A 22,400-nucleotide genomic window follows, 5' to 3' on the forward strand; every position below is an offset into this window, starting at 1 on the left:
GCATGGTCTATCGACGCTGTCTTGCCTTCCACGTCAAGGTCGACGCATGGAATGTTGGAAACTTGGTATATACAGGACCTCAGGCGCCGATTGCATATCTGCCGTCAATCCAGCATTCGTCGGCTGATCGGCAGGATTGGTCAAGATCTTCCCATAAAGCGGACGGCCAGACCTCCAAGTAACGGCAAGGTAAGTTTTTTCGGTCAGTCATTTGTACGTACCGGTCATCGCTTTTCAAATGTCCAGGCCGGGTCCCGATACAAGCGCGAACTGGTACGACATGCTGGCAATCGACGTCATTGTTCCGCAATCTGGACCGCGCCTGTGGCAGAAGATTGTCGTCGAGCGGCTTCAGTCGGACGGCCACGATGTTGCCGTGCTGCAGCAACCGGGAATGCCGGGCTGGTCAGGGTCGGCCAAAGCCGCTTTCGCTTTCGAACAGCGCCTGTTTCGGCGCCGCCGTCCGAATCTGGCCGCAGCGCTGAACGAGATCCCGGTTCAGCCGGCCGGCCGGCCGGTAGCGCTCAGGCTGGACCTTGCCGGCAATGCGCCGCGATCCGATGTTCCAACCATTGGCCTCCTGTTCGACGGATCTCGGTCCGATCTTGCAGTGGCAACAGCGATCGCGCGCGGAAAGTTGCCTGTGATCGAGGCCGTCCTTGATGGAAAAGTGGTCGGCCAAGCACGGCCGATGGTCGACAAGCGAGAATCGGTGGCGCTCGGTACGGAAGATGTGCTTGCACGCGCCATCACCCTGATCGTCTCGCTCGCGAAGGCTTTTGCCGGGAGTCGGCCCATGCAGAATGAACCGTCGTCTGAAGCCGGTAGCAGTCCGGCAACGCAATTCCTGCCCGCCTATGTCGGTTCGGCGCTGCCGCGGCTTGGCCGTGAAATCATCCGGCGCCTCAGCTATCGCCACGCGCATTGGCGGGTCGGCTACCGCTTTGCCGATGCCCCCGGCGTCGCGGAAACCGGCAGGCTGGGCAGCGGCTGGTCGGTGCTGCCCGACCCCGGCGACCATTTCTACGCCGATCCGTTCCCATTCGAATGGCAGGGCCGATCGTTCCTGTTCGTCGAGGACTATCCTCATGCCACCGGCAAGGCTGTCATCTCAGTCGTTGCCTTTGATGCGAACGGCGTTCCCGAGGCGCCACGGGTGGTGCTGGAGGAACCGCACCACCTCTCCTATCCCCAGGTGTTCGAGCATGACGGGGTGATCTGGATGCTTCCCGAAGCCAGCGCCAGCGGCAAGCTCACTCTCTATCGCGCTTCCCGCTTTCCGGACCGCTGGACCGCTGAGACCGTGCTGGTCGAGGGCGAGATTTCCGACGCAACCCTGCTCGGGCATGACGGGCTGCTCTGGCTGTTCGCCACCGATCGCGACGGCTACGGCAGCACCTCCGATACACTGGTGGTGTTTTCAGCCCCCGCCCTCACCGGCCCCTGGACGCCGCATGCCGGCAATCCGATCCTGATCGACCACCGCATGGCGCGTCCGGGCGGCGCTTTCGTTCGCGGCCCAAACGGACGCGTCGTCCTTCCCGTCCAGGATGGAACGGTCGGCTATGGCGGCGGCCTCGGCCTGTCCGAGCTGTTGCAGCTAGACCGGCACACGGTGCGGCTTTCAGCGCCCCGGCCGATCATCGCCGACGGCGACTGGCCATACCCGAAAATCCACACGCTCAACCGCGCCGGCAGGCTGGAAGTGATCGACGGGATCGCGGCGGTGCGGAAGCGTTCAGGACAGCAGTAGCGCCTCGTAGCCGGCACACATCTGGGCCGGCGAGTACTTGTCCTTGAGCCGCCGCCCGGCCGCCGAAAGCCTGGCCATAAGCTCCGGCCTGGCGATCATCTCGGCAAGCCCCGTGGCCATGCCGGCGGCGTCGGCCTCGACGAAGATCGCAGCCGGTTCGCCGTCTTGCGCGGTCAGCACCTCGCGCATCACGGCAAGATTGCTCGCCACCACCGGCAGCCCGGAAATCGCCGCTTCGACACAGGCAAGACCGAAGGTCTCGCTCGTCGACGGGAACGCATAGACATCGCCTGCCGCCAGGAATTCGAAAATCTGTGCCGGCGGAACTTCACCGACCAGATGCAACCGGTCCGCCACGCCCCGCTCCCTGGCAAAGGTGACGAGCGCCTCCAGTTCCGGTCCGACGCCGGCAAGCGCCAAGCGGATGTCGGACAACCGTTCAAGTGCCCCGACTAGCGCGATCTGGTTCTTCGTCCGTGTCAGCCGCCCGGACGAGACGGCAAGCCATGCATTGCCTGGCAAGCCGAAGCGGACACGCGCCGCCGCCTTGTCGAATTGCTCACGCGGTGCCGGAACACCATGATCGATGCGATGGAGACGCCGCCGGTAGGCTTGCGGATAGTGATCGAATTGCGCCTCGGTCCAGGCCGAGTTGACGATGTTTGCGTGGTAAAGGCCGGTCACGCCCATCAGCTTGTCGATCTGCGAGAGCAGGCCCATGGTGCCACTGGTGTGCGGTGCGCCGCTCTGGTTGGCGACGATGTGCCTGACCCCGGCCAGTCGCGCGCCAATCGTGCCGAAGATGTTGCCATAGTGCTGATAGGTTATGACGGCATCCGGCCGCGCCTTGCGGAGATATCCCACCAGTCCGATGGTCGCCCGGATTTGTCCCCGCAAGCCTTTTGGCGGCTCGGTGAGGATGAAATCGGCGCTGGCGTCGTGGTCGAAGGCGTCGGTCTTCCGGTACATGAAGACGGTGCGGACATCATGGCCACGCGCCCGCAATCCTTCACCCACCATGTCGGAAACACGTTGCGCGCCGGCCGCCTCTGCCTGCGTCTGGACCTGCACGATCTTCACGTACGGTCTCTAAGCACAGGGCGGGAAACGGCTGCCGCCTTGCTCATCGCGAGGCCGAAGATGGAAGGGTTTATGCCTATTCGACGCCGTGCGATCGACACTGCGATGGCAGTCCAGGCAATCACCGTTCCGGCGATAGTGACCGCCGCGCCGACCGGCCCGAAATAGTAGGTCGTCACAGCCGTCGCCGCGAGCCCCAGCACGTTGACGACGATCAGCACCTTGAACAGCGCATGCTGCAGGCCGGTCAGTTGCAGCAGTATCTCGATCGGACCGCAAGCGGTGGCGAAGGTCGCGCCGATGCCGAAGATGACGAGCGTCGTGCGCATGGTCGGCGTGTCATAGGCCGAATTGAAAATGGACAGGATGAAGCCGCCGAAAAGCCAGAACGCCGCCAGCACGCAGAGCGCAATGGCAAAGCTGCCAAGCGCCGCAAGGCTGGTGATGCGCTGCACATGCGCCCTGTCGCCGCTGTAGAAAGCGCTTGAAATCTGCGGCGCCAGCGCCTGGTTGATGCCGTTGAGCGCCAAGGCCACGAACCGCGTGGTACGGTCGGCGACGAAGATGGCGCCGGCCGGGACCGGCCCCAGGATCATGGCCACCAGCAAGGTGCTGACCTGGCCGAGCGCCGGCGGCAGCGAGGTGACGCCCCACAGGCCGAGCGTTACCGTCTTGAATTCGCTTTTTTGGTCTTCCGTCAGCGGGCCACGCGCGGCGCGCGACGTGTCGCGCAGCAGAAGCACCGTCTGCGGCACGACCGAAACGATGAGCAGCCCGGCGGTCAGAAAGGTCGCCGCGACCGCACCCATCTCGACATGCAGCAAGCGGCAGCCGAGCATGGCGGCGATGGTCGCCGCCCGCCAAATGATGTCGCGCGGCAGCAGGCCGTAAATGAGTGCATTCTTGGCGCGGAAGGCGCCGGAGGTGAATTCCGACCAGCCGAGCGAGAGCGACAGCACCGCGGCAGCCAGGCACAGCGAAAGCCACTCCGGCGTGCCGCTGCTGGCGAACGGCAAAAAACCCGCCACCAGGATGAGCAGGCTGGAGGCGACAAGCCCCATCAGCGCCACCACGATGGCGCGTGCCATCATGCCATGTGCCGAGTTGAGGTCGCCGAGGCCGACATATTGCGGCCAGAACCTGAGCACTGTGCTCTGCTGGCCGACCGAGGCAAAGAAGGAAACCAGGCTGGCGCCGGCATAGGTGGCGCTGTAGAGGCCGAACTGCCGCTCGTCCATCACCATCGCCACGGCCACGAACATCAGGAACGACAGGCCGGCACTGGCGAGCTTGATCACACCAGCGACCGCCCCGCTCCTGGCGAGCGCGGGGATGGACATGCGCATGTCGGCTGCCGGATTGCCGCTCCCAGCCATTGCGGCTTTGTTGTCGCTTATGTTGTCATCCAAGGTCGGCTCCTGTGACGACCGGCAATGGCCTGGCCCCCGCGGCAGCCGAACCGACGTGAAACCTGTCCCTGAATAGAACAAAAACTCCCGCAAGCGCCAGCCCGAACGCGACGAATGGTTACTGGCGCCCCCGCATACAAAGGTGAAACGCTTTGGTAACCTTAACGAAGGGCTAACGATAATGGGAAATAGTGCGAGGTGTAGAGTGAAGCGACTCTGCAGAGGAAAAATGATGAGTTCTGCCAACATCGACGATCGCACGCTTCCACCGCTGTTTGATATCGCAGCGCTGTGGGCGATTCTTTGGGGCCGTCGCCTGATGATTTTTGTCATTACAGGTGCCGTGCTGCTGCTGACGGTGCTCTATCTCGCCGTGACCAGCCCGAGCTACACGGCAACGGCCTCGATCCTGATCGACCCGCGCGATTCGCGTTCCACCAATTTCAACAATGTTCTTCCCGGCATCGGCTCCGACAGCGCCGCCATTGCCAGCCAGGTCTTCGTCATTGAATCCGAGGATTTGCTGGGAGACGTGTTCGACGGTCAAAAGGTGGCGAGCGACCCCGAATTCTCGGGCCGCGGTCTGGTATCGCGGCTGTTTTCGATACTCGGATCGGACCAGAAAGCCACGCGCGACGCGACCTTCAAGCGTTTTCAAAAGGCGGTATCGGTGGAGCGCGAAGGGCTCACCTATGTCATCAATGTCAGCTTCACCTCGAAATCACCGCAAACGGCCGCGCGCATCGCCAACGCCATCGTCGAGCGCTACCGGACCGGCCTTGCAGGAGAACGCGAAGGCGCCAACAGCGATGTCAACTCCCTCCTCAACGACAGGATCAAGCGTCTGCAGAAGGACGTCAGCGACGCCGAACGCGCGGTTGAGGATTTCAAGACGACGCACCGGATCGTCGATGCGACCGATGGCGGCACGTTGCAATTCCAGCTCGACCAGCTGACGACGCAACTGATCACCGCCCAGGGCGACGCCGACCAGGCAAGGGACCGCTACAATCAGGCGCTTGCCGTGGGCAGCTCGCCGGCCGGTCTGGCCAGGCTGGCGGAAATCCTGTCCTCCAACTCGGCCATCAAATTGCGCGACGACTACAATCAGCGCGCCGCCGAACTCGCCAACCTCGAAACCATGTATGGGCCGCGCCATCCGGCGATCGCGCGGCTGCGCTCCGAGCTCGAACGGATGAACCGGCTCATGGGCGCCGAGGCCGACCGCATCCGGCAGCAGTTGAAGGCCAGCTACGATCTTGCAGCGCAAAATGTCGGCAAGTTGCAGGCCAAGCTCGAAGCTTTGCGCCAGCAGTCTTCCGACTCGAGCCTTGCCCAGGTGCAACTGCGGCAGCTGGACTCCAAGGCCCAGGCCGCACGCGGCGTCCTCGACGACTATCTGAAGCGCGCCAAGGAAACCTCGCAGATGGAGGGCGTCCAGACCTCCGAGGCGCGCACGATCGCCAAGGCCTCGCCCCCACTGCAGCCGACCTGGCCAAAGCCTGCCCTGCTCCTGCCGGTGGGCACGGTTCTTGGACTTCTCGCCGGATGCGGTCTCGCTCTGGGGTTCGGCCCGGTCCGCCGGCCTGAAGATGAACCGCAGGCGCCCAAGGAAGAAATGGTGCCAGTGGCCCAGCCAAGGCAGGGCGCATCGCATCCGGTGGCCCAGCCGACTCCGAAGCCGGTTCCGGCCAGTCTGGGCGAATACCGCGTTCCGGCCGCCGGTACGGCGCTTTCAGGCATCAAGGCGATCAGGGCCTCGCTGTTCCAGGACGGGGACGAAGCGCTTTCGCGCGACGTGCTGAAGCTGATGCGGCAGATCATCCTGCGCCTGCACGACCATCCCAAGCCCTTTGTGCTGGCCGTGTCCTCGACGCGCAGCAGCCTCGAGGCAAGGCTTGCCGGCGCATTGATCGGGATCAGCCTGCAGCGGGTCGATCAGAATGTGCTGGTCGTTGAAATCGAAGGCCAGCCGTCCGCTTTGGCGGGCCACGGCCCCGGTATATTCGTCGACAGCGCCAGCGGGCTGCGAACTGCCATCTGCAGCCCGCAGGGGCAAAAAAATGGCCGGACCTTGGGCGATGTCCTGACTGAGGCCGGAAACGCCTTCGACTTCATCCTCGTCAGTGCCCCGGCCTTCAGCGAAAAGGCCTGGTCCCCGGAGTTTTTCACGCAGGCCGATCTGACGCTGCTTGCGCTGAGCCCGTCGGAGCAGGCAGTCGACGCCGCCGCCCTGCTGGTGCAACGGCTGGGCGTCGCCCAGATCGGACGCAGCGCCACACTGGTAATCGCACCGCAGACCGCGCAGCCGGCCGCCCGCACGCCAATGCAGCCTTCCGGCGCTGCCGATCGGCGCTGCAGTTTGGCTGCGAGGACCTGATCCGTGCCGGCGGTGCTGACATCGCTGCCGGTGATGTCACGGCGGCAAGCGCTCGCGCTGGCTGGCCGGGCTGTGCTTGCGACCCTCCCCTTCCCGGCTCATGCCACGACGATCGCGCGCAGCGTTCCGTCGCGCGGCTTCAATCTTCCGGGATGGCTGGATCGCGAGGCAGGTATAGCTCCCGCCACTGCGACGCTGGAAAAGCTGCGCCAGTCGGGGTTCGAAACCATTCGCTTGCCGGTGAACAGCGATCTTATCTCGGTCGGCGACCGGGCTGGGCTCCGCCGCATCCATGGTGGCGTCGCCGGTCTTGCCAAGCTGGGCTTTGCCGTTCTCGTCGACATGCACCCATCCGCCGACCTTCACACCGCTTTCGAGCGCGATCCGGCAGCCGCAAGCGAACAGGTGGTCCAGGCGTGGACGGCCTTGCGTCCCGTCATCGCCGATCTGCCGGCGGCCTCGGTCTATCCGGAACTGCTGAACGAGCCGCCGATGGAGCGCGCCGTCTGGCTGGCGCTGCGCGACAGGCTCGCCGAGACGCTGCGTGCAACATGTCCGCGTCACACGCTGGTCTGGGGCCCGGCACGCTTCCAAGGCATATGGGAAATAGCCGATGCACCGCCTCTGGCCGATGACAACCAGATCGCCGCCATCCATTTCTATGCGCCGATGGCCTTCACCCATCAATGCGAGAACTGGGATACGTCGCCGCTGGCGCGCATGGCCAACCTGCCGTTTCCCGCGACAAGGGAGACCCCCGCGGTTCGCGACCTCATCGCAAAATTGCGCACTGCCGGCGATGAAGAAGCCGCCTCCCTGCTCGAGAACGAACTCGCAAACCCATGGAGCGAGGCCGCGATCGCCGCGAACTTTGCCGAGGCTGCACGCTGGTCGGCGGCTCATGACTGCCCGGTGATGCTGAACGAATTCGGCGTCCTCAATTTCTGCGTCGATGCGCAAAGCCGCGCGGCCTGGGTCCGTGCCGTACGCGAGGCCGCCGAAGCCAATCATATCGGCTGGACCTATTGGGAGCTCGACCAGGGCTTTGGCTTCATAGCCAACAGGCAGAGCACGGAAGGGTTCGACGCCTCGATGATGGCTGCCCTCCTGGGTGGCGAAGCGGGCCAGCTATGAGCGTCACCGGAGCATATCCCCGCGTCGGGCTCAGCGAACCGAGCGCATCGAGCGCCGAGGCCCTGCTGCATATCTCGATGGCGCTCATCGTCGTGGCGCTCGGCGTTTCGGCTTTTGCGGTGTGGACGCCGTTCGGGATTGTCGCGACGTTCATAGTGACGCTGATCGTTTCGAATGCGGTGCCTGCCGGCATTCCTGTCGTGATCATCTGCGCCTTTCTCTACCAGAACCTCATGGTGGCGTGGTACACGCCTTACATCCCCGACAACGATACGTTCGATGCGCTGCGCGGTACGAACTTCATCATCCTGATGACCGCCTTCTGCATTTTTCTGGCGGCGTCGTTTCAGCACCGAGTGCGCGCGCTGACCGAATTGCGCGGCTGGCTGCTGCTGAGCATCGTGCTGTGCGGGACGATCTGTTTCTATTTTGCCCTGGGCGCCGTGCACGGTGGGCCCAAGGACGCGGTCGTCTACTTCCGCAACACGATCACGCCGCTCGCCTGTTTCCACATCGCGGTCCTGGCCGCCAGCCTCTATCCCATCGACCTGCGCAAGAGCATGCTCTGGCTCGGCGCCGGCGCGGTCATTTACGGCTATGTCGAACTGACCTTCACGATGAATTTCCTCGGCCTCTTTCATGGCGACCTCTACATCGAACGTAACATCTCCCGGCAGATCGAGACCGGCGTGTGGGAGAAGGCGCTCAAGGAGACTGGCTTCGTTTTCCGTGGGCTCGAGGACGTGATGACGACGACCTTCTTCAACACGCCGTTCTTCAACGACATCCTACCAACTGTCTTTCGCATCGGCGGTCCGAACTTTCATTCGATCAGCTATGCCTATGCGCTCAGCATCATATCGGCGTGGCTGCTCTTCAGAGGCCGTTGGCTGCTGCCCATCGCCGCCTTGCCGCTGCTGGCTGTCATCGGCTCCAAGGGCGCGACATTCATGCTGCTCGTCGCGCTGTGCGTGCGGCTGTTCCACCGCCCTTCCCGCACCGGCCTGACGCTTGCCGGCGTCATCGCCTTGGCGGTGGTCTGGACGACCGCGGCAATCGCCTATGGCGCCACCCATGGCGACTATCACGTGCTCGGCCTGGCGGCAGGCATACGCGACTTCCTTGCCAACCCGCTCGGCCAAGGGCTGGGGCTGGGCGGCAACCTGTCGAGTACCAGCATCAATCTCAGCTGGTCGACCGCGCAAGCGGAAGGTGCCGCCTCCGTCCCCGTCGAAAGCGCAGTCGGCGTCATGCTCTACCAGATGGGAATTGGCAGCCTGGCCTTCTTCGGCTTCCTGGCGGCGCTCGCCATGGCGGCACGTCGGCAGCTGATCGAAACCGGCGACCCGGATTTCCTGTTCGGCTTCGTCGGCATTGTCACCATCTCGGCCAATGCCGTGCTGCAGGAAGAGGCATTCTACTCACCCCTCGCTCTCGCCTTCTGCCTGCTGCTCGTCGGTGTCTCGCTGGGCACGCGCTGGCGCGAGCTGGCAGTGCAACGAGCAATCAAGGCCCGAACACCACAAGCTCGGTGAAGGTCAGGTCGCCCGGCGCCGGCGGATTCGGACCCTTGAAGTATTTTATCCCCCGGTTGGCGAAGTAGCGGCCGAACAGGCCAGGAATGGGCTCCCTGGCGTCGACGAGGCAAAGCAGGATTCCCCTTCGCAGGACAAAGCGCCCCAAGGCGCCGGCACACCGGCTCAGATCCGCCAAGGAGCGGCAATAGACGATCTGGGCGCAGGGCATGAGACCATGCAGTATTCGGCGCGGCATCAAAACCAGCGGAGACGCCACCCCGTCGCAAATGCAGACCAGAGAGACGCACCCCAGCGCGGCGTGTTCCAGAACGATGTATCTTTCGCCGTCGGAGAGCATCGCCAATTCGGCAAGATCGGGACGAACCTCAAGCACCCGACACGACCCGTGCACCGGACTCAAGGCGGGAAGGAAGGCAAACTGTCCCTTGGAAAAAAGCTGAAAGCCGAGTGCCTTGTTGGCCTTCAAGGTCGCCGGTGCCGGCGAGATGTTCGTGAAGGTCACATCCCTCCGTCTGAGGATCGCCCAAATCAACTTCATGGCTTGGGGACGGTACCCTTCGTCCACCGTCCAGCTGGAAATGTTGCAGCGGATTTCGTCACCTTCCCGGCCAGGGAAGCGGGCGTAGAGCGTCAACACGACGCCAACGATCTGGCCGGCGTGCTCCAAGGCAAAGCCGTATTGTGGAAAATCGGCGACGATGGGCCGCTGCGACAAACGGGCGAGCGCCCGCATCCAGTAATTGCGGCTGCGTTCTGGAAAGCCCCGGCGCAGGCAATCGGCTACGCCGTCCCAATCACCCTGGTGAATTGGCCGGCAGCCGAGGTCGGGAGGATGGGTACCAAGTACTGCCATAGTCGACCCGTGAACACGATCAGATTACCAGATCCATTCACCCCCACGCTTCCAATAACGCAGGACGATTAACAATCTGCTCTGTCGTCGAGAAATACCCCGACCATGGCACCCGATGATGGTCTGACCTGGGTCGACGCCAGCGTTGTTCGATTCGCGGCGTCACCTACCCGCGGCGTGCCGACCTGCATTCCTGCCGGAAAAGATGCAGCTGCCGAGAAATGTCCCTTCCAGCGCGTTGTAACCGTGATAGCCGCCGCCACCGCCGCCGGCCACCTCGCCCGCCGCATAGAGCCCGGCAATGGGATCGCCATTGCCGTCCAGAACCTGCGAATTGAGGTTGGTGTGCAGGCCGCCCAGCGTCTTGCGCGTCAGGATGTTGAGGCGCACCGCAATCAGCGGCCCGTGCCTGGGGTCGAGTATCTTGTGCGGTTTGGTCACTCGAAAAATCTTGTCGCCGATGTAGTTGCGGGCGCCGCGGATGGCTGTGACCTGCGCGTCCTTGGTGTAGGCATGGTCGACCTCGCGGTCGCGCGCCACGATCTGCGCCTTCAACCGGTCGTAGTCGAGCAGGTTGTCGCCGGACAGCGCGTTCATGCCCGCCACCAGGTCGGCCAGATTTTCGCGGACGAGGAAGTCCTCGCCCTTGTCCAGAAACGCCGCCACCGATGGCGGCGCCTTGCCGCCGCGCCGGTTCTTCAGCACTGCCCGCCAATCCTTGGCCGTAAAGTCGAGGTTCTGCTCCGAGCCGGACAGCACGAACTCCTTCGAGGCGATCGTCTTCGTCAGCACGAACCAGGAATAGTCATGCCCGGTCGACAGGATGCGCTTCAGCGTGCCGAGCGAATCGAAGCTCGGGAAGAACGGCGCCTCCATGCGTTGTCCGAGCGCATCGAACCATAGCGGCGACGGCGCCGACAGGATGCGGATGCCGTGGTTCGGCCAGATCGGATTCCAGTTCTTGATCCCCTCGACATAGTGCCACATCCGGTCGGCGTTGATCACCGCGCCGCCGGCGTCCTGGGTGATCGCCACCATGCGGCCATCGACATGGTGCGGCACTCCGGCCACCATACGCTTCGGCGCCGGCCCCAGCCGCTCGACCGGCCAGACCTTGCGAACAAGCTCGTGATTGCCGCCTATGCCGCCGGAGGTGACGATCACGGCGCCGGCCGAGAGTTCGAAATCACCAACGACGGTGCGGTTCGACTGCTTGCCACGCTCGACGCTGGACGCCTCCAGGATTTCGCCAGCGACGCCGGTGACCGCGCCATTGGCCTTGATCAGCCGGCTGACCTGATGGCGGAATTTCAATGTTATCAGCCCCTTGGCGACGTGCTCGCGCACGCGCCTTTCGAACGGCGCGACCACGCCGGGACCAGTGCCCCATGTCAGGTGGAAGCGCGGCACCGAATTGCCATGGCCATTGGCCAGCGCGCCGCCGCGCTCGGCCCAGCCGACCACCGGCCACCAACGCATGCCCATGCCGTGCAGCCACGGCCGCATCTCACCGGCGGCGAAATCGACATAGGCTTCCGCCACTTTCCTTGGCCAATGATCCTCAGGCCGGTCGAACTGGGCCGAACCCAACCAGTCCTGCCAGGCGAGGTCGTGGCTGTCCTTGATGCGCAAGCGGCGCTGCTCGGGCGTGTCGACCAGAAACAGGCCGCCGAGCGACCAGAACGCCTGGCCGCCGAGAAAACCGCCGCCCTCCTGCTCGACGATGATCACGCGCTTGCCGGCATCGCCGAGTTCCGCGGCGGCGGCCAGACCGGCCAGCCCGCCGCCAACGATGATTGCATCCGCGTCGTCAGCCATGTCGCAACTCCTGTCTCGGCTTTCTGTCGTTGTCTTCGCCTGCTTGCGCTAGCCGCGCAGCGCGTTCCAGATGATACGCGGCAGTTTCAGAAGGCTCGGCCGGTAATTGAACTCGGTGATCAGACGGCCGACGACATCTGCCCTTTTGTGGGTCAGGAACCACGCCGGCTTCGGCATGATGCGGAACGGCGCTTCGAGCACGCTGCGTTCCGGCTTGTCGAACAAATAGGTGTTGTGGACGACGCCGATCCCGCTCTGCACGTCGTCGAGCGTGTGGCCGGGGAAAGCGCCCCAGGTCGGCCGCAGCAGCGCGAACAGAACGCCGCTCCAGGAATTGATGCCGATTCCGCCATAGCGCAATTCAGCAACGATCTCCTCGAAGCGCTGCCGCCCGATCTCGGCGATTGTCTTGGGATGGATGAGAATGTTGGCGGCGAGCGTGCCGTGCAGCTTTTCATTGGCGTAGGCGACTGCAGCGCGCAGGTAGGATTCGGCATTGCCCGCCGGCAGCCGCATGACGCTGAGCCCCGGCGCAAACACTTCGGCATTTTCGAAGTAGGCGTCAGTGCCCGGCCGGAACGACACCACCACGCAGGCCGGTCCGGCAGGGCGCTCGAATTTCTGCACGCCGTCGGCATGCGCCTCGAACGCGGTGAGGCGCTTGGTGGCGCCCGGGTAGTAAGCTGGCCGCGACGGGGCCCTCTGCATCACCTTTTCGAGTGCCGCCAGCAGCGCTTCGGATTTGTCCCAGTTCTCCGGCAGCACCAGCATCTGGCAGGCGATGCAGTTGAAGCCGGAATTGTTGAGCTTCTGGGTCGCGATCAGTTCGGCATGATAGGCGATATCTGCATTCGACCATGGGCCGGGAACCACGATGGTAGGCGCCACGCCGCCGAGTTCCGAGGTGATGCGCCTGCTGTTCCTCGGCGTGCCCGCCGCCTTGTTCTTGCGGCCCTCCTTGCCGGGACCCCAGACGATCACATCATGCGAGGTGGCGGCACCGGTGATGTGGATGTCGTCGACGAGATCGTGGTTGCACAGATAAGCGCCGACATCGGCACCGCCGCGCACAATGCGCAGCGCGCCGAACTCGATCAGCGGCCGCAGCGCCGGCTTGAGGAAATCGATGAGATAGTCGTTGACCGGGTTCATCTTGAGCAGAACGACTTGGTGTTCGACGAGCAGCTTGTGCAGGCAGTCGAGCGGCGCGATCGAGGCGACATTGCCGGCACCGAGCACGAGGCCGATCTTGCCCTTGCGGCTGGTGCGCGGCGCGTCATAAGCCGAGGCGGTGTTTGCGGCGAGGTTCGCCTTGGTCACGCCCGGCTGCATCCAGATCTCGGCCTTGAGGCCGGTGAACAGCACCTTGTCCCAAAGCGAATTCGGAACCACCGTCACCGCCACCTGTCCGCTGGGCAAGGTACGGACCGGCAACCTGTCGAGAAATTTCTTGCCCTCCATCAGGCTCAGCGTGTGGATGAACTGGTTGCAGCCATCCATCAGCGCCGCCGGACCGGCCAGCCATTCCTCGCCTTCCAGCGGCGAGCCGGTCGGGATGCCCTTCTTACGCGTCGCTGTCTTGACCCACGCTTCGGCGACCTCGCGGATGTGATCCTTGACCTGCCGCAGCAAGGCGATCCGCTCGCCATTCGAGGTCTGCGCCCAGTCATCCTTTTTGCAGTCGAGATCGGTGAGCGCCAGATCGAGTTCGGCTGCCCATTCAGGCTGCACGGGGTGGGTTTTGGCTGCCCTTGCGACCATCGTGTCCTCCTCCACTTCGATTTACGAAAACGGCAGTGCGGCCCATTGCTCGACGAATTTCCCGCCGGAATAGACCTGGATCGAACCGAACTGCTGTAGCACGAATTCGCTCTGCGTCGGACGCAGGAAGGCGTAGTCGTCGGGTCCGACATTGACGTCGTCGGGCAACGCCATGAATTGCTGATTGGTCGAAAAGCCGAACGTCTTGTCGGTCTTCATCCCGGCGGGATGGACGGGCTTGGCCATCCATTTGCCGCCATAGATAAAACAACCGCGCCGCGGCAACAGCCCTAGCTTCTGCAGCAGCCAGGAGCGCTCGTCGAGGCCCGGCAACCGGACATCGACCACCTTCAGGATCGGCGTCGCGATGAAAGCGGCAGGCTGCAATTGGCTGAGACTGGGCACGTCGAAATCGGTCGGCAGCATGAAAGCCGATCCGATGGACAATTCATTGGCGCCAACCCAGCTGTCATAGAGCAACGCGGTGCTGCTGCCGCCAAGATTAAGGATCCTGCGCTGGTCGGGCGCGAGGCAGCCGACATACTGGCGAAACAGGCTGACGGCCTTGGCGCGCGCTTTGGCCGGTCCGCCGAGCAGTTTGGGGATATGGCCGATATGCGCTTCATAGGCCATAACGCCTTCGCACTTCAGTCGTGGATATTTCGCCAGCGCGGCAACCGCCCGCGCCAACGCGTCGAGGTCGCTGATACCGCCGCGATGCAGGCCGACATCGACCTCGAAGCAGATACGAAGCTCGCGGTCGAGCTCCGTGGCAAGCGCGCCGTAGGCGGCAAGCCGCTCCTCCGTATCGATCAGCCAGACGATGCGCGACGTCGCCTCGCCAAGCCCGGCGAGCACTCCCTTGGTAAGGGAGTGTCTCGCGCCGGCAAGCGGCATCGGCTTGCCGAGCAGGAGATCGACATCGGGAAAGGCTTTCAGCATTTCGGCGCTGATCGGCAGATGGAACGTCATCAACCTCTCGGTCGAAAACGCCGCACGGATGTGTTCGATGAGCGGCAGGCAAGGCAGCGACTTGTCGACGAGGCGCAGATCGAGGCCCGTGGCGAACTTCGCCTTGATCGCAGCAATGTTGTGATCGAGCCGGTCGAGATCGAGCACCAGGCAAGGTTGAAAGATCCCGGCCGCCCTGAGCGCGCCAGACAGGTCGGCGAAGTAGGTGTCGGTCAGGCTCATGTCGCGACGCCAAGCAGCCTGGCCATGTAGGGGGACACGAAGCGGTTGTCGGGGTCCATCTCGCGACGCACCGCCATGGCATCGTTCCAGCGCGGATAGAGCGCGCTCAATTCCTTTGATGTCAGGCTGTGCATCTTGCCCCAATGCGGGCGGCCGCCGCGCTTCCTGAAGATCGGCTCGGCGGCGTTGAAGTACGCCATCGGATCGCGCTCGACGCCGTGATGGATGGCGATCGAACAGGTCGGGCGCTTGTAGAAGGGGCTCAGCCAGATGTTGTCAGGCGCGACGACGCGAACCTCTATCGGGAAATAGACGTCCGGAAACCGCGTCTCGAGCAGCGTAATGAGTTCGCCGAGTGCACCAGCCCCTTCCTCGAACGGCAGGTGGTACTCCATCTCGTTGAACTTGACGTTGCGCTCCGAGGTGAAGACCTTCAGCCAGTCCTCGACATAGTCCTCTGCCGGCACTTTCGCGAAAGCGGAGCCGATGAGACGGCGGCGCAGCCACGGGAACCAGCTGAGATAGTCGCGCAGCTTCCTGAGCGTGGTAACGGCATCGTCGTCCTCCGTCGGCGGACGCACGGTTGCCGGCGCCTCGGTGATGTCGCTGGCGATCAGCAGCGCCTGGCCGGAAAACGGCACGTAGTAGAACTCGGCCGAGCGATGCGCCGTCATCGTGCGCTCAAATTGCGACAGCACATCGGCAATCGGCGCCGTCCAGCGGCGATGCCGCATCCGGTAACTCGCCATGTTGCGGATCGTCACTTCGGTGACGGCGCCGAAAGCGCCGAGCGAGGCGCCCATGGCTTCGATCATGTCGGGGCTTTTGGCGCGGTCGAACTCCTTCACAGCGCCGCGCCCATCGACGATCAGCATCGCCTCGAGCTGGGTGTGATACGCGCCGAGCGTGATGCCCGAACCATGCGTGGCGGTGCCGAGCGCCCCACCGAACGCCTGCTTGTCGATGTCACCCATATTCGGCAGCGCCTGGCCGACTCCATGCAGAAGTTTTGCCAGCGCGCCGATCTTGGTACCGGCGCCGACCCGCGCGGTCAGCTTGGCCGGATCGTGCGACTTCAGACCCTCGAAGCGATCGAGCGACAGGATTGTGCCGTCATTCCTGACCAGCGGCGTGAAGGAATGCCCGGTTCCGACAAAGCGAACCGGCCCGGGTGAATTGCGAATAGCAACGCTTAGCTCATCGAGAGTCTGCGGTTCGGCAAAAGCCTGCGGCCTGGCCGTGACATAACCCGACCAATTGCTCCACTGGCTGATAGCCTCTCCCACGATCGCCTCCCTGGAACGGCCGACTTGACCGGTCTTGATCGCTGCACGAAATAATATGATACATAGTCAGCTTTTTGGATATGATACATTGTCAGCTTTCTGTCAAGCTGGCAATCGAACGGTACGCTGCCCTGAGCCGGCTTGAGAAGAAAAACGGCCGTGAACTTTCATGAACCGTGACTTTTCGCGTCAATCACAAGGCCCGTCACCGATTGTCATTTTTCGGGGGCAAGCAGCTGTTATGGGACGGCTGTCCCCTGGTCTTGTCGACCGAAAACCCGTCCTGCATCGCCTGTCCCCTGAAGAGAAATCGTATGTGGCTAAGTGAATTCGAAATTGTCCTGCGCGACCGCATCGTCCCGAGCGGCGCCATCCGCATCGAAAACGGCCGGATTGCCGAGATCCGTAACGAGCCGGTCGAAAATGCCGACATCTCAGGCGGCGGCCGCCTGCTTCTGCCCGGCTTCATCGACATGCATGGCGATATGGTCGAGAAGGAAGTCGAGCCGCGCCTCGGCGTGCATGTGCCGATGCAGATCGGCATTGCCGAACTCGACAAGAAGCTGGCTTCGTGTGGCATCACCACGGCCTATGCCGCGCTCTCCTTCATCGGTGCCAGCATCACCAGCGGCGTGCAGCGGTCGGAAGACCATACCTCGGCGACCATCGACACAATTGCCGGGATGAAGGACCATCTGCTGGTCGACCACCGCATCCATGCCCGCTTCGAAGTCACCTTCACCCCGGCGGTTCCCATGCTGCAGAAGCTGATGGATGCCGGCAGGCTGGATCTGATCTCGCTGATGGACCACACGCCTGGACAAGGGCAGTATCGTGATGTCGAGCTCTACATCGCCCGCATCGCCAAGGAGCGCGGCATGTCGGTTGCCCAGGCGTCCGAGGTCGTCGGTCACCGCATCGCCGGCCGCGAAGGCCAGGGCGATGTGCTCAACGCTTTGCAGGACCTGTCGGCGCGTGCGCAGGCAAATGGCGTCGCGCTTGCCTCGCATGACGACGACACGCTGGAGAAGGTGGAACTGGTTCATGGCCTCGGCGCTAAGCTCAGCGAATTCCCGGTGACCCTGGAAGCGGCGCAGGAAGCCCGAAGGCTCGCAATGCATACCGTGATGGGAGCGCCCAATGCGTTGCGCGGCCAGTCCTATTCCGGCAATCTGTCGGCGCGGCAGGCTTATGAGGCTGGACTGCTCGACATGCTGGCCAGCGACTATCATCCGGCCTCGATCCTGCCGGCCATGCTTGGCCTGGCTGAGCTGCGCAACGGCGGCTTGGTGACGGCGGCGGCGCTGACCAGCGCCAACCCGGCGACGGCACTAGGCCTAACCGACCGTGGCGCCATCGAGCCTGGACTTCTCGCCGATCTCGTCATCGCCGATCGCCACCCGGTCGCGCGGGTGCGGGCGACATTCCGAGCCGGCCGCATGATCTACAGCGACGGCACACTGAACCGGCGCTGGCATTGAAACGCAGGCCGCTTGGCGCTTCTCAAGCCAGCCCGAACGTCTCCACGGCGCGCATGATGCCGCGCAGTTCGGCGAGGCCTTTCAGGCGGCCGATCAGCGAGTAGCCGGGGTTGATCCTCGTCTTGCCGATGTCGTCGGCGAGCAGATGGCCATGGTCCGGCCGCATCGGGATTTGCCAGTCGGCGCGGCCCTCTCTGTGGCGGCGCGCCTCTTCCTGCATCAACGCAAGGATGACATGCGCCATATCGGTGCCGCCCTCGAGATGCTCGGCCTCGTAGAACGAGCCGTCCTTCTCGATGGTGATGTTGCGCAGATGGGCGAAATGGATGCGATCGGCGAATTCCTTGACCATGGCGACAATGTTGTTGTCGGCGCGCGTGCCGTAGGAGCCGGTGCAGAACGTCAGGCCATTGGCCTGGCTGTCGACGGCATTGAGAATGAAACGCGCATCCTCGGCGGTCGAAACGACGCGCGGCAGGCCATAAAGCGAGAACGGCGGGTCGTCGGGATGGATGCACATGCGCACCCCCTCCTCTTCCGCCACAGGAATGATTTCGCGCAGGAACCAGGCGAGGTTGTCGCGCAGCTCCTTCGGTCCGATCCCCTCATAGTCCGCCAGGGCCTGGCGAAAACTCTCGCGATCATATTTGCGCTCTGTCGCCGGCAGGCCGGCGATCAGATTGCGCTCGATCTGGTCGATCTTCTCGGCCGGCAATTCCTTCAGCCGCGCTTCCGCCTGCGCAATACGTGCCGGCGTATAGCTTGCCGCACCGTTCTTGCGCTTCAACACGAACAGATCGTAGGCGGCGAAATCGATCGCATCGAAACGCAAGGCATACCCCGTCGTCGGCAGGCGGTAGGCAAGATCGGTGCGGGTCCAGTCGACCACCGGCATGAAGTTATAGCAGACCGTGGCGATGCCGGCCTTGGCCAGCGCGCGGATCGAGTCGCGGTAGTAGCCGGCGTAGCGCTCGCGTTCCGGCGCACCGATCTTGATCGAATTGTGGACCGGGATGCTCTCGACCACCGACCAGGTCAGTCCGGCTTCCTCGATGATGCGCTTGCGCTCCAGCACTTCGGCTTCAGGCCACGCCCGGCCGTCATAGATATGGTGCAGCGCCGAGACCACGCCGCTGGCGCCCGCCTGCTTGACATGATCGAGCGTCACCGGGTCGTCGGGTCCGTACCAGCGCCAGCATTGTTCCATTTTCGGCTTTCCTTCTGCGAGAGGTTGGCAACTTATTGTTGGACCGCGACGGGAGTCGATAGAAAATGGGGAGTTTTCGAAAATGACGGATTTCGACGGCAAGGTGGCCCTGGTGACGGGGACGACCGGCATTGGCCTGGCGACCGCCAGACGCCTTGCGGCCGGTGGTGCCGCAATCATCGCCTGCGGCATCGACCGCACCGCCAATGCGGCGATGAAAGCGCAGCTGGAAAGGGCTGGAGCAGCAGCGCTGGTCATCGACACCGACGTCTCCGTCTCCGACCAGGTGCGCGACGCGGTGGCGGCCGGCGTCACAAAGTTCGGCGGCCTCGACGTCATCGTCAATTCGGCCGCGGTCCATCCCTATGGCACCGCGACGACGACCGACTGGGAAACCTGGAACCGGGCAATGACGGTCAATGTCGGTTCGATCTATCTGACCGCCCATTTCGGCATTCCGGAAATGATCAAGCGCGGCGGCGGCGCCATCGTCAACGTCGCCTCGGTGCAGGGCTTTGCCTGCCAGCAGAACGTCGCCGCCTATGCCACGACCAAGGGCGCTATCCACACACTGACGCGCTCGTTGGCGCTCGACTATGCGGCGGCCGGCATCCGGGTGAATTCGGTCAGCCCGGGCTCGATCCGCACGCCGATCCTGGAGAAGGCCGCGCGTGGCGAGAGTGGCAGCGATGCCGATGTCGAAGAGGCCTACAAACGGTTCGGCGCGGCGCATCCGCTCGGCCGCATCGGCGAACCGGAGGAAGTGGCGGAACTCATCGCCTTCCTGTGTTCGGCGAAAGCCGGTTTCTGCACCGGCGCCGACTACAGGATCGATGGCGGCCTGACCGCAGGCATCGGTGTTAAGTAGTCCACCGACGAGCGACAGCCACGGACGGAAAACTACAGCCTCCACATCCGCCTGGCGTTACCCGACAGCAGCTTCGCCCGATCGCCGGCGCTTGCGCCGGCGATCAGCGCATGCGTCGCAGCCACCCAGGTCGCCAGGCCGCCGCCCAGAGTGCACACCGGCCAGTCGCTTCCCCACACGACCCGGTCCCAGCCGAAACTGCCGATCGTGTGCTCGACATAGGGGCGCAAGGTTTCGACGGTCCACGAACCTGCGTCGGCGTAAGCGACCACGCCCGAGATCTTGGCCGTCACGTTGGGGCGCCGCGCGATCTCGGCCATGTGCTCGCGCCAGGGATGTTCGCCATTGCCCTTTATGTCGGGCACGCCACAATGGTCGAGCACGAACTGGACATCGGGCGCGAAGTCGGCAAGCGCGATGGCGCGCGGAATCTGGTGCGGCAGAACCACGAAATCGAAGGTGAGCCCAGTGCCGGCAAGCCGCTTGATGTTGTCTCGAAACAGCCCACTGTCCGAAAGCTCGTCCGGCATGACATGCAGCACGCGGCGAAATCCCTTGACGAACGGATTGGCCTGCTGGCGCTCGAGATAGTCGGCAAAGCCGCCCTCCTCCGGCCGGCAGGACGCGATCGCGCCGCTGAGCAGGCTTCCCTTCTCCAGCGACTGCGCCCTGACATGGCTGGTCTCGGCCTCGATGTCGGCGGCATCGACATCGACCTCCATGTGAAGCGCCGCCTCGATCCCCGCGCGCCGCGCCTGAGTTGCATATTCTTCGTGCGAAAAATCGCGGTTGAGCGCCGGCACGCCGCCAAGCCAGGGATAGCGCAACGCCGACAGGTCGATCAGATGCAGATGGGTGTCGATAATCATGCTTTCCTCGCCGGATCGGTTTCCTATCATGGCCGGATGCCCGCGCCGGCGCATGAGATACGTTGCTCAGCCCCGTTTCGGGATCTCTTTGTCCTCGAGCAGCAGTGTCAGCCCCATGGCGACGAAATAGAGCGCCGCCACCCAGATGAACATCACGTTAAAACCACTGGAGTAGTGGTCGAGCACAACTTCGCGGATCGCGACCGGCAAGCTTGATGCGAGGTGCGGGGTCAACCCATTCAGGCCCTGCGGCAGCAGGGCGGCAGCGTCGGCTGGGAGCTCGGCAGTCTGCCGGTTCAGGGCCCAGATCATCACCGCGCCGTTCAGCGCCAGGCCGAGCGATGCTCCGAGCGTACGCGCCTGGGTGATCAGCGACGTCACCGCGCCGATGTCCTGCAAGGGTGCCGCCGCCTGGATCGCCACGATCAGCACCTGGAATTGCAGACCCATGCTGACGCCGAACACCGCCATCATCAGCGCCAGCACCCAGATCGGCGTGTGCTGGTTGGTGACGACGAAGCCCAGCATCAACAGCCCGCCAATACCCATCGCCACCACCGGCATCCATTTGTAGCGTCCGGTTGCCGCGATCACCCGCCCGGCCACGATCGAGATGACCATCGACGTCAGCGACGCCGGCAGGAACAGGAAGCCGACTTCGGCGGGGCTCAGACCCGTCAGCGTCTGCATGTAGAGGGCGAAATAGAAGAACATGCCGAGCGTCACCGTTCCGGCGACCAAAGACACACCCGAGACGATGCTGACCGTCGAATTGCCGAACAGCCGCAACGGCACAATCGGCTCCTCGGCCCGTCGTTCGACCATGATGAACAGGCATATTGCCACCAGCGCCAGCACCGGCAGCGCGAAGGTGAAGAGGTCCGGCCCTGAGGGGTCGAGCACATGATAGCCCCAATAGACGATGGCCGTCGTGCCGATGGCGAGCAGAGCGCCGCCGAGATAGTCGATGCGGTGCCGCTTCTCGTTGAACCGGCTGCGCATCGCGAAGGCCAGCACCCCCATCACGACGATGCCGATCGGCAGGTTGACCAGGAACACCCAGCGCCAGCCGAACAGGCTGGTGATATAGCCGCCGGCCAACGGACCGAGCACCGACGACAGCGCAAACACCGCCGAACTGTAGCCCTGGTATTTGGCACGGTCGCGCGGCGAAAACAGCTCGCCGATCATGGCGAAGGCCGACACCATCAGGCCGCCGCCGCCGATGCCTTGCAGCACGCGCGCGGCGATCAGGCTCTCCATCGACCATGCCATGCCGCAGACAAGCGAGCCCAGCAGGAACAGGCCGATCGCCGCCAGCACCACATTCTTGCGGCCATACATATCCCCGAGCTTGCCGTAGAACGGTGAGACCGCGGCGGTCGACAGCAGATAGGCAGCACCCACCCAGCCGAACAGATGCAGATTGCCCAGTTCACCGGCAATGGTGGGCAAGGCAGTGACGACGATCTGCATGTCGATGGTGGCCATGAACATGGCGACCAGCGCGCCGAAATAGACGATCAGCGTCGTCACGTCGGGCCTGGCCCCGGCCTCCGCGGGCGCCGCATCTGGCAGCGTCTGGTCGACTGTCATCGGGGTCTCCGTAACTTGGGGCGCGATTTATGTGCCCACGGCCAAGAGGTGTCAAATAGGCGATAACGCCATGTCGACCCAGTCCATTCGACTAGCAGGGAGAGCCCCAGCCCACGGTACAGTCGTGGATGATGGTCGTCGCGATCTGGTCCGCGGGATCGACTGTTCCGGAG

General features: G+C 63.7%; 16 protein-coding genes. 6 read left to right on the plus strand and 10 right to left on the minus strand.

Translation table 11 applies throughout. The annotated features are described in order from the left end of the window. Positions 1-238: 238 nt before the first annotated feature. Positions 239-1,753: a glucosamine inositolphosphorylceramide transferase family protein gene (locus tag ACWGTI_RS00785; RefSeq protein WP_454585356.1), complete on the plus strand. Its 1,515-nt coding sequence runs from the start codon at positions 239-241 to the stop codon at positions 1,751-1,753. On the opposite strand, the gene ACWGTI_RS00790 is transcribed toward ACWGTI_RS00785, so the two are convergent. Next, complete coding sequence (locus tag ACWGTI_RS00790) at positions 1,739-2,833, minus strand: glycosyltransferase family 4 protein (RefSeq protein ID WP_454585357.1); 1,095 nt, start codon at positions 2,831-2,833, stop codon at positions 1,739-1,741. The genes ACWGTI_RS00785 and ACWGTI_RS00790 overlap by 15 nt on opposite strands. Next, the gene (locus tag ACWGTI_RS00795; RefSeq protein WP_454585358.1) at positions 2,830-4,242 is read right to left on the minus strand and encodes a lipopolysaccharide biosynthesis protein; all 1,413 of its coding nucleotides are present in this window, start codon (positions 4,240-4,242) and stop codon (positions 2,830-2,832) included. Before ACWGTI_RS00795 ends, ACWGTI_RS00790 begins: the two co-directional genes overlap by 4 nt. A gap of 232 nt (positions 4,243-4,474) precedes the next feature. Here ACWGTI_RS00795 and ACWGTI_RS00800 point away from each other — a divergent pair, with 232 nt between their 5' ends. From ACWGTI_RS00800 to ACWGTI_RS00810, 3 genes are read left to right on the plus strand one after another with little or no spacing between them, the layout of a single operon-like run. Beyond that, complete coding sequence (locus ACWGTI_RS00800; protein ID WP_454585359.1) at positions 4,475-6,622, plus strand: GumC family protein; 2,148 nt, start codon at positions 4,475-4,477, stop codon at positions 6,620-6,622. Positions 6,623-6,625: 3 nt separating this feature from the next. Then, positions 6,626-7,756, plus strand: a complete 1,131-nt coding sequence (locus ACWGTI_RS00805; protein ID WP_454585360.1) for a glycoside hydrolase family 5 protein — start codon at positions 6,626-6,628, stop codon at positions 7,754-7,756. Continuing rightward, positions 7,753-9,291: a hypothetical protein gene (locus ACWGTI_RS00810; protein WP_454585361.1), complete on the plus strand. Its 1,539-nt coding sequence runs from the start codon at positions 7,753-7,755 to the stop codon at positions 9,289-9,291. The genes ACWGTI_RS00805 and ACWGTI_RS00810 overlap by 4 nt, the downstream gene beginning before the upstream one ends. Here ACWGTI_RS00810 and ACWGTI_RS00815 read toward each other — a convergent pair. The 5 genes from ACWGTI_RS00815 to ACWGTI_RS00835 all read right to left on the minus strand — a co-directional run bounded on the left by ACWGTI_RS00815 (position 9,263) and on the right by ACWGTI_RS00835 (position 16,206). Continuing rightward, positions 9,263-10,147, minus strand: coding sequence for a hypothetical protein (locus tag ACWGTI_RS00815; RefSeq protein WP_454585362.1), 885 nt, complete (start codon positions 10,145-10,147; stop codon positions 9,263-9,265). The genes ACWGTI_RS00810 and ACWGTI_RS00815 overlap by 29 nt on opposite strands. Positions 10,148-10,309: 162 nt before the next feature. Further along, positions 10,310-11,965, minus strand: coding sequence for an FAD-binding dehydrogenase (locus tag ACWGTI_RS00820; RefSeq protein WP_454585363.1), 1,656 nt, complete (start codon positions 11,963-11,965; stop codon positions 10,310-10,312). 48 nt (positions 11,966-12,013) lie between these two features. Then, positions 12,014-13,726: an aldehyde dehydrogenase family protein gene (locus tag ACWGTI_RS00825; RefSeq protein WP_454585364.1), complete on the minus strand. Its 1,713-nt coding sequence runs from the start codon at positions 13,724-13,726 to the stop codon at positions 12,014-12,016. Between the two features lie 21 nt (positions 13,727-13,747). Next, the gene (locus ACWGTI_RS00830) at positions 13,748-14,920 is read right to left on the minus strand and encodes an alanine racemase (RefSeq protein WP_454585365.1); all 1,173 of its coding nucleotides are present in this window, start codon (positions 14,918-14,920) and stop codon (positions 13,748-13,750) included. Continuing rightward, entirely contained in the window at positions 14,917-16,206 is a 1,290-nt protein-coding gene (locus tag ACWGTI_RS00835; RefSeq protein WP_454585366.1) for a D-arabinono-1,4-lactone oxidase, read from the minus strand. Before ACWGTI_RS00835 ends, ACWGTI_RS00830 begins: the two co-directional genes overlap by 4 nt. A gap of 314 nt (positions 16,207-16,520) precedes the next feature. Here ACWGTI_RS00835 and ACWGTI_RS00840 point away from each other — a divergent pair, with 314 nt between their 5' ends. Continuing rightward, entirely contained in the window at positions 16,521-17,687 is a 1,167-nt protein-coding gene (locus ACWGTI_RS00840) for an alpha-D-ribose 1-methylphosphonate 5-triphosphate diphosphatase (RefSeq protein WP_454585367.1), read from the plus strand. A 22-nt stretch (positions 17,688-17,709) separates the two neighbouring features. Here ACWGTI_RS00840 and uxuA read toward each other — a convergent pair whose 3' ends face one another. Continuing rightward, entirely contained in the window at positions 17,710-18,894 is a 1,185-nt protein-coding gene (gene uxuA, locus ACWGTI_RS00845; protein ID WP_454585368.1) for a mannonate dehydratase, read from the minus strand. A gap of 82 nt (positions 18,895-18,976) precedes the next feature. Between uxuA and ACWGTI_RS00850 the strand changes: the two genes are divergently transcribed. Further along, positions 18,977-19,762, plus strand: a complete 786-nt coding sequence (locus tag ACWGTI_RS00850) for an SDR family NAD(P)-dependent oxidoreductase (RefSeq protein WP_454585369.1) — start codon at positions 18,977-18,979, stop codon at positions 19,760-19,762. 32 nt (positions 19,763-19,794) lie between these two features. On the opposite strand, the gene ACWGTI_RS00855 is transcribed toward ACWGTI_RS00850, so the two are convergent. Both ACWGTI_RS00855 and ACWGTI_RS00860 read right to left on the minus strand, forming a co-directional pair. Continuing rightward, complete coding sequence (locus ACWGTI_RS00855; protein WP_454585370.1) at positions 19,795-20,631, minus strand: amidohydrolase family protein; 837 nt, start codon at positions 20,629-20,631, stop codon at positions 19,795-19,797. Positions 20,632-20,697: 66 nt separating this feature from the next. Further along, entirely contained in the window at positions 20,698-22,227 is a 1,530-nt protein-coding gene (locus ACWGTI_RS00860; RefSeq protein ID WP_454585371.1) for an MDR family MFS transporter, read from the minus strand. Positions 22,228-22,400: the final 173 nt, after the last annotated feature.

The organism is Mesorhizobium sp. ArgA1, assembly GCF_053714375.1.